This window comes from Vibrio sp. 1249-1, assembly GCF_033340495.1.
Genome location: NZ_JAWOWJ010000035.1, coordinates 1 through 6,292, shown reverse-complemented (window position 1 = coordinate 6,292; position 6,292 = coordinate 1). Strand labels below are relative to the sequence as shown.

Sequence of the window (6,292 nt, the reverse complement as noted above, 5' to 3'; positions counted from 1 at the left end):
TGTTTTACCGTGGTCAACGTGGCCGATAGTACCAACGTTAACGTGCGGTTTCGTACGTTCAAATTTTTCTTTAGACATGAGTGGTCCCTCTAGGTACGGATTTAGGTGGCCCAAATTGACCACGCAACCAAAAAAAGATAATTGGTAAATCTAATATCAAAAGGAAATAAACTTGAGAGCTGGTGCTGATAGGCAGACTCGAACTGCCGACCTCATCCTTACCAAGGATGCGCTCTACCACCTGAGCTATATCAGCACTCAAATTAGAGTGGAGCGGGCAGCGGGAATCGAACCCGCATCATCAGCTTGGAAGGCTGAGGTAATAGCCATTATACGATGCCCGCAACACGTAACTCTGAGAGCTATTTCCTAAAGAATATGGTGGAGGGGGACGGATTCGAACCATCGAAGGCAGTGCCGGCAGATTTACAGTCTGCTCCCTTTGGCCACTCGGGAACCCCTCCAAATTTTCAAGCCATTCAGACTACTAAAGGAAAGAATGGTGCCGACTACCGGAATCGAACTGGTGACCTACTGATTACAAGTCAGTTGCTCTACCTACTGAGCTAAGTCGGCATAAGTGGTGCGCATTCTATTGAATGATTTTCTAGGTTGCAATAGTAATTTGAAAAAAAATCATAAATTTCGATTTTTTAGATTCGTTTGCTGCAAATTCGTACAAACTTAGCTTTTTTAAAGTAAACTTCGACCTTTGTCGTTTGCTTTGAAGTTCGCTTGATGTATGTTCTTGCTTCTATTAAACCAAGGATAAAAGAGACCCATGAGTCCATTTTTGTCATTTGACCGTGCAAATTGGGCCGAGTTAAGAAACTCTGTACCGATGACACTTTCTGAAGACGACTTGACTGCGCTTCAGGGCATTAATGAAAACCTAACCATGGAGGAAGCGGTAGAGATCTACCTTCCTTTGTCTCGTCTTTTGAATCTGTATGTCCAGGCTCGTCAAAGCCGCAATTCCGTATTACAACAATTCTTAAATACAGAGGAACATGCTCCCCCTTTCGTAATTGGTATCGCTGGCAGTGTTGCTGTAGGCAAAAGTACGACTGCTCGTATTCTAACGGCATTGCTTTCTCGTTGGGAGAATCATCCCAAAGTGTCCTTGGTTACAACAGATGGCTTCCTATATCCGAAAAAAGTACTAGAAGAACGCGGTATCATGCATCGTAAAGGCTTCCCAGAATCCTATGATATCAAGCGCTTAGTCGAGTTCATGTCTGACGTAAAGGCAGGAAAGCCCGATCTTGAAGTACCCATCTACTCTCACATCACGTATGACATTACTGATGAACTAAGAAAAGTGGATAGACCGGATGTTCTTATTATTGAAGGTTTAAACGTTCTGCAAAGTGGAATGGACTATCCACATGACCCGCATCGTGTCTTCGTATCTGACTTTTTAGATTTTTCAATTTATGTCGACGCAGAAACAGAGACCATTGAACATTGGTACGTAGAACGCTTTTTAAAGTTTCGCCAAGGGGCCTTTACGAAACCAGGCTCTTATTTTAGCCACTACACACAACTCTCTGTCGATGACGCAAAGAAAAAAGCAAAGCAAATTTGGCATGATATTAATGGGCTCAATTTAGAATTGAATATTCTTCCAACTCGTGAGAGAGCCCACTTGATTCTACACAAAGGCGTTAACCACTTGGTTGATAAAGTCTCGTTGCGAAAGTAATCGAAGCTTAGTCACTTTTACGCAACGAGATTTCACCACCAATATAAGTCTCTAGTCCTTGGGAGGTTTCGATTAATATTCCACCTTGATGATCGATGCCTCGAACGACGCCATGTACCTCTCTAGGCCCAATAAGCAGTTTGACCTGACGATTAAGGAAATTGTCTAACCGATTCCAACGTTCGATAAAGCCAGTAAGCCCTTTCATTTCATATTCGACAAGTGCAGAATTCCAATGCTTGATAAGAGTCATTGCTAGAACATTTCTATCGATCTTGAGACTCTGATTTACTTGGTTCAACGTGGTCCATGGCTGGTCAATCTCAGGCTGGTCGTCAGGCATTCCAATATTCAGGCCCATCCCAATCACTAGATGAGCAGCCCCACCGGCCTGACCCGACATTTCAACCAAGATTCCGGCCAGTTTTTTATCTTGATAATACAAGTCATTCGGCCACTTGAGTTTAACACCTTGCATGCCTACTTCTTCCAGAGCTTCCACTGCGGCAATCCCAATCACCAAGCTCAAGCCCATTGCCGCAGCCATTCCCGCATCCAGTCGCCAATACATAGAGAGATATAAGTTAGAGCCAAACGGTGAGACCCATTGTCTACCGCGGCGACCACGACCTTGCGCTTGATATTCAGCAATACAAACACGGCCCTTTTCCGAATCCGCGACTCTGTCGAGCAAATACTGGTTCGTTGAGTCAATCACAGGGACAAGTTCAACAAGTGACTCCGAGCTAGTGGTAAGGAGTGTCTCGTCTAACAGCTGCAATGGTGAAGCTAATTGGTAACCACGCCCTTGCACTCGATAAATATCAATACCCCATTCACTAAGACCTTTAATGTGCTTAGCGATTGCCGCTCTGGAAACATTAAGATCGTCGCCCAACGCTTCTCCTGAATGAAACTCTCCATCACTTAATAACTTTAAAATATGAAGTTTCGTAGAGTGATCTTTTCTCATCTAGATGCCTCGATCTGAGTCAAATTGGTCTCCCCGGTACGATTGAGAAAGCGTACTTCATGCTCAAGTATGATTTGGTATTTGTCCCATACTGTCTGCTTCACTAAAGAAGCAAGCGCGACAATGTCATCAGCACTACAATTATCTATGTTGGTCAAAACCAAAGCTTGCATAGGGTTGACCTGCGCACCATGTACAGACTTCCCCTTTAATCCACACTGATCAATAAGCCAACCAGCAGCAATTTTCATTCCTCCAGAAGCTGGGTAGGCTACTACGTTAGGGTATTTTTTTGTGAGTCGATCATAGTGATCTTGCGTGATCACTGGGTTTTTAAAGAAACTACCTGCGTTACCTATCTTGGTTGGATCTGGCAGTTTTGCCTTTCGCACTTGGCATACTCGTTCGAAGATAGAAGCAGGGCTGAGTTGTTCTTCTGGGATACTTTGTAAAGGACCGTACTGGTTAATCGGCTGCCATTGCTTCGCCAACTTAAGCCCTAATGCGGTGATAAAGCACTTTCCGTGCAACGCATGTTTAAATATGGAATCCCTATAGGCAAACTCACAGTCTTGGGCGTGTATTCTTTTGTTTTCAAACGTAGTTAGATCAAGAACATCTACATAATCACAGATGTCTTTTAGCTCTAGGCCATACGCACCAATGTTCTGAATAGGAGCCGAGCCAGCACAACCTGGAATCAAAGCTAAGTTCTCAATCCCACCGATCCCCTGATTCACACACCAGGAAACCAATCCAGGCCAATCTTCACCACCGGCAATATGTAATAGGTAGTGCTCATCCGTTTCCGTGACTTCTTTACCCATGATTCGATTAACAATCACTAATCCCTCAAAATGTTCTGTAAAAAGAACATTACTTCCTTTACCTAAAAAAAGTTTCGGTAAATGGGTGAATCTTGGGTTTTGAAATAGCTCAATAACATCTTCAAGCGACTCAACGATAGCTAAATAGGAACACGATTGTTCAATTCCAAAAGTATGGTAAGCCTTTAGGCTCGCATTTGTTTTAATTTGCATAGTAGGTTTGCAACACCAGATAAGATTCTCTTAAACTGTCGACATTCTACATTAGTTATCTTTTAACCGCAGTGACAATACCAGACTCATTAATCATAGAAGTGTTAAATCCCATCAAGCTCCCCCTCATTAAGAAACTATACAAAGCGTATTACCCTGCGGGTCGAGCCAAAAAAGATGAATTGATCATTACAGCAAGCCATAAAGGTGAAATCATTGCGTTACTACGTTTAAAAAGTGTAGATAAAGTTCGTCTATTGACAGGAATGTTGGTCATTCCGAAAGTTAGGGGAACAGGGATTGGAAAAAAACTACTAACTCATTGTAAAAACAATGTTTTCACTGATGGCGATTATTGCTTCGCGTTTACACATCTCGAATCCTATTATTCCAAGCATGGATTCACAACAATTGATTGCTCTGAGCTACCACACCCGCTAAAAATGGCATTTCAACGTTATGTAGATAGCGGTAAAGATCTCATTCCAATGCAATTCATCTCTTCAACGACATCAAAACGCGTGCTTTTGTAGCCAGGTAAATCATATCTTTGATAAAATGGCAGGTTCGCAATATTGCACTAAACTAAGGTACTCATACCGATATGATAGTAAGTAGGAATCCATTCGAACAGTTGCCAAGTCTCGCTGTCAATCCGGAAGACTTTGATGTTCTGTATTCAGCAGAATCATTCAGAACCCGTCTTTTAGATGCTATCAGCAAAGCAACGTCGCGAATTTACCTAGTCGCTCTATATCTGGAAGATGATGAAGCTGGACGTGAAATTCTCACTGCGCTTTATGAAGCGAAACAGCGCAATCCTGGGTTGGACATCAATATCTGTGTCGACTGGCATCGAGCGCAGCGTGGCCTGATTGGTGCGGAGACATCTGAGGGTAATTCAGCGCTTTACAAAGCATATGCCAGTAAGTACCAACACCCAATCCCTGTCTATGGCATACCAGTGCGTGGCAGAGAAGTTTTTGGGGTACTGCATTTAAAAGGCTTCATTGTCGATGATACTGTTATCTACAGTGGGGCGAGCTTAAATAACGTTTATCTCCATTATCATGAACGTTATCGATTTGATCGTTACCATGTGATTCGACATGAATCTTTAGCGAATTCAATGGTGCAATTCATTCAGGAAGAAATGATTGCTCACCCTGCCGTTAATGATCTTGCAGGAAAAGATAAGCCAGAAACCAAAGAAATAAAGTCGGCGATTCGCCAACTGAGGGCTTCTCTTGCTCAAGCCAACTATAAGTTTGAAGACCAAGCTGCAACAGAAGAAAGTGTAAAAGTCACTCCGTTAGTTGGGCTAGGCAAACGCCGTAATCTGCTCAATCAACAGATTGTAAAGTTATTGGCAGCAGCCCAAGACGAAATTTTCATTTGTACGCCTTACTTTAACTTCCCTAAAGCACTTCATCGTGAAGTGAAACGAGCCATGAAGCGTGGTGTGAAAGTAACTATTGTTGTGGGTGATAAAACCGCCAATGACTTTTACATTGCACCTGAGGAAGACTTTAAAACCATTGGCGGACTTCCATATCTTTACGAAGTGAATTTGCGTCGCTTTGCGAAAACCAATGAAGCGAATATCGCCGCACGTAAATTGTCAATTCACCTATGGAAGCATGACAATAACAGCTTCCACCTTAAGGGTATTTGGGTTGATAAACGCTATATGCTACTTACTGGGAATAACCTAAATCCACGTGCTTGGTCACTCGACCTAGAAAATGGGCTACTCATACAAGACAATTATGCGAAGCTCACTGAGAAGTTTGAAGACGAAGTTTCGCGTATTCTTGAGCATACTCACCTTATCTGTACCTATAAGCAATTAGAGAAAGTAGAAGACTATCCTATAGGGGTACAGCGACTGGTCAGAAAAATTACCCGCCTAAAGGCAGATGGTGTTTTAAAACGTATTCTTTAGACATCATTTCTCGCTCTAAAGTACGTCGAGATTTTTATACTAAGCCAACCGCTTTAGCAGTTGGCTTTTTCATATAATCCATTTGGAATACTTAACTATTTTCTAGTACCGCTAGTGAGCACATAACCACTTAGATCTAGAGCGACTCTCTTAATGGGTTTGAGCTTTGACGTTTGTGAGTATTCCGCATAGCTTACAGCCTCGAGCTAAGCTACCCCTCTCTGTTCTGGCGCTTCTTACCCTTTGGCGATATATTTTTTCTGAGACTCATCAAATGTTCAGCGTCGAAAATCATCACCTCGCTAATGAAGAGCTCCTTCAATCTTTCACCTTCCAATTCGTTTTTTCTTTCTCATCAAGATTCAAGTCGTTGAACGCCTTTGAATACCATAGATTACTTAGGCTTGTTTGTAGGTCATATTGCCTTTCCATAGCATCAACGGCCTATATTATTAGAGCCTAGTGTGTAATTACGCAGAGTTCGCTTAGTAGGGATTATGTGAAATAGTCTAGTTAGGTGTATAAACACTCTTCAGGGAAACGTCGCAGTAGAAACGAAAAAAGCCTCAGTCTTTCGACTGAGGCTTAATATAAGTGGCGGAGTGGACGGGACTCGAACCCGCGACCCC

Annotated in this window: 5 protein-coding genes and 4 tRNA genes; 3 read left to right on the top strand and 6 right to left on the bottom strand. The window is 42.6% G+C overall.

What is annotated here, in order from left to right; all coding sequences use genetic code 11:
- Positions 1–180 precede the first annotated feature (180 nt).
- The 4 genes from R7Z50_RS23880 to R7Z50_RS23865 form a co-directional block, all read right to left on the bottom strand.
- Positions 181–256, bottom strand: a tRNA-Thr gene (locus R7Z50_RS23880).
- Positions 257–269: 13 nt separating this feature from the next.
- Positions 270–344 (bottom strand) — tRNA-Gly (locus R7Z50_RS23875).
- A 35-nt stretch (positions 345–379) separates the two neighbouring features.
- Positions 380–464 (bottom strand) — tRNA-Tyr (locus tag R7Z50_RS23870).
- 36 nt (positions 465–500) lie between these two features.
- A tRNA-Thr gene (locus R7Z50_RS23865) sits at positions 501–576 on the bottom strand.
- Between the two features lie 205 nt (positions 577–781).
- Between R7Z50_RS23865 and coaA the strand changes: the two genes are divergently transcribed.
- The gene (gene coaA / locus R7Z50_RS23860; protein ID WP_005388683.1) at positions 782–1,705 is read left to right on the top strand and encodes a type I pantothenate kinase; all 924 of its coding nucleotides are present in this window, start codon (positions 782–784) and stop codon (positions 1,703–1,705) included.
- A 7-nt stretch (positions 1,706–1,712) separates the two neighbouring features.
- Here coaA and birA read toward each other — a convergent pair whose 3' ends face one another.
- Both birA and murB read right to left on the bottom strand, forming a co-directional pair.
- Positions 1,713–2,678, bottom strand: a complete 966-nt coding sequence (birA, locus tag R7Z50_RS23855; protein ID WP_130545443.1) for a bifunctional biotin--[acetyl-CoA-carboxylase] ligase/biotin operon repressor BirA — start codon at positions 2,676–2,678, stop codon at positions 1,713–1,715.
- Complete coding sequence (murB, locus tag R7Z50_RS23850) at positions 2,675–3,718, bottom strand: UDP-N-acetylmuramate dehydrogenase (RefSeq protein ID WP_206971069.1); 1,044 nt, start codon at positions 3,716–3,718, stop codon at positions 2,675–2,677. The genes birA and murB overlap by 4 nt, the downstream gene beginning before the upstream one ends.
- Before the next feature lie 101 nt (positions 3,719–3,819).
- On the opposite strand from murB, the gene R7Z50_RS23845 reads away from it, so the two are divergent.
- A complete protein-coding gene (locus R7Z50_RS23845; RefSeq protein ID WP_017821963.1) occupies positions 3,820–4,251 on the top strand; it encodes a GNAT family N-acetyltransferase in 432 nt (143 codons plus the stop codon).
- Between the two features lie 71 nt (positions 4,252–4,322).
- A complete protein-coding gene (gene pssA / locus R7Z50_RS23840; RefSeq protein WP_033907507.1) occupies positions 4,323–5,663 on the top strand; it encodes a CDP-diacylglycerol--serine O-phosphatidyltransferase in 1,341 nt (446 codons plus the stop codon).
- The last annotated feature ends 629 nt before the right edge of the window (positions 5,664–6,292 follow it).

What these genes read in the sequence shown, in the direction of transcription:
- coaA (WP_005388683.1), top strand. Translation starts at nt 782, where the DNA reads ATGAGTCCATTTTTGTCATTTGACCGTGCAAATTGGGCCGAGTTAAGA.
- birA (WP_130545443.1), bottom strand. Translation starts at nt 2,678, where the DNA reads ATGAGAAAAGATCACTCTACGAAACTTCATATTTTAAAGTTATTAAGT.
- murB (WP_206971069.1), bottom strand. Translation starts at nt 3,718, where the DNA reads ATGCAAATTAAAACAAATGCGAGCCTAAAGGCTTACCATACTTTTGGA.
- pssA (WP_033907507.1), top strand. Translation starts at nt 4,323, where the DNA reads ATGATAGTAAGTAGGAATCCATTCGAACAGTTGCCAAGTCTCGCTGTC.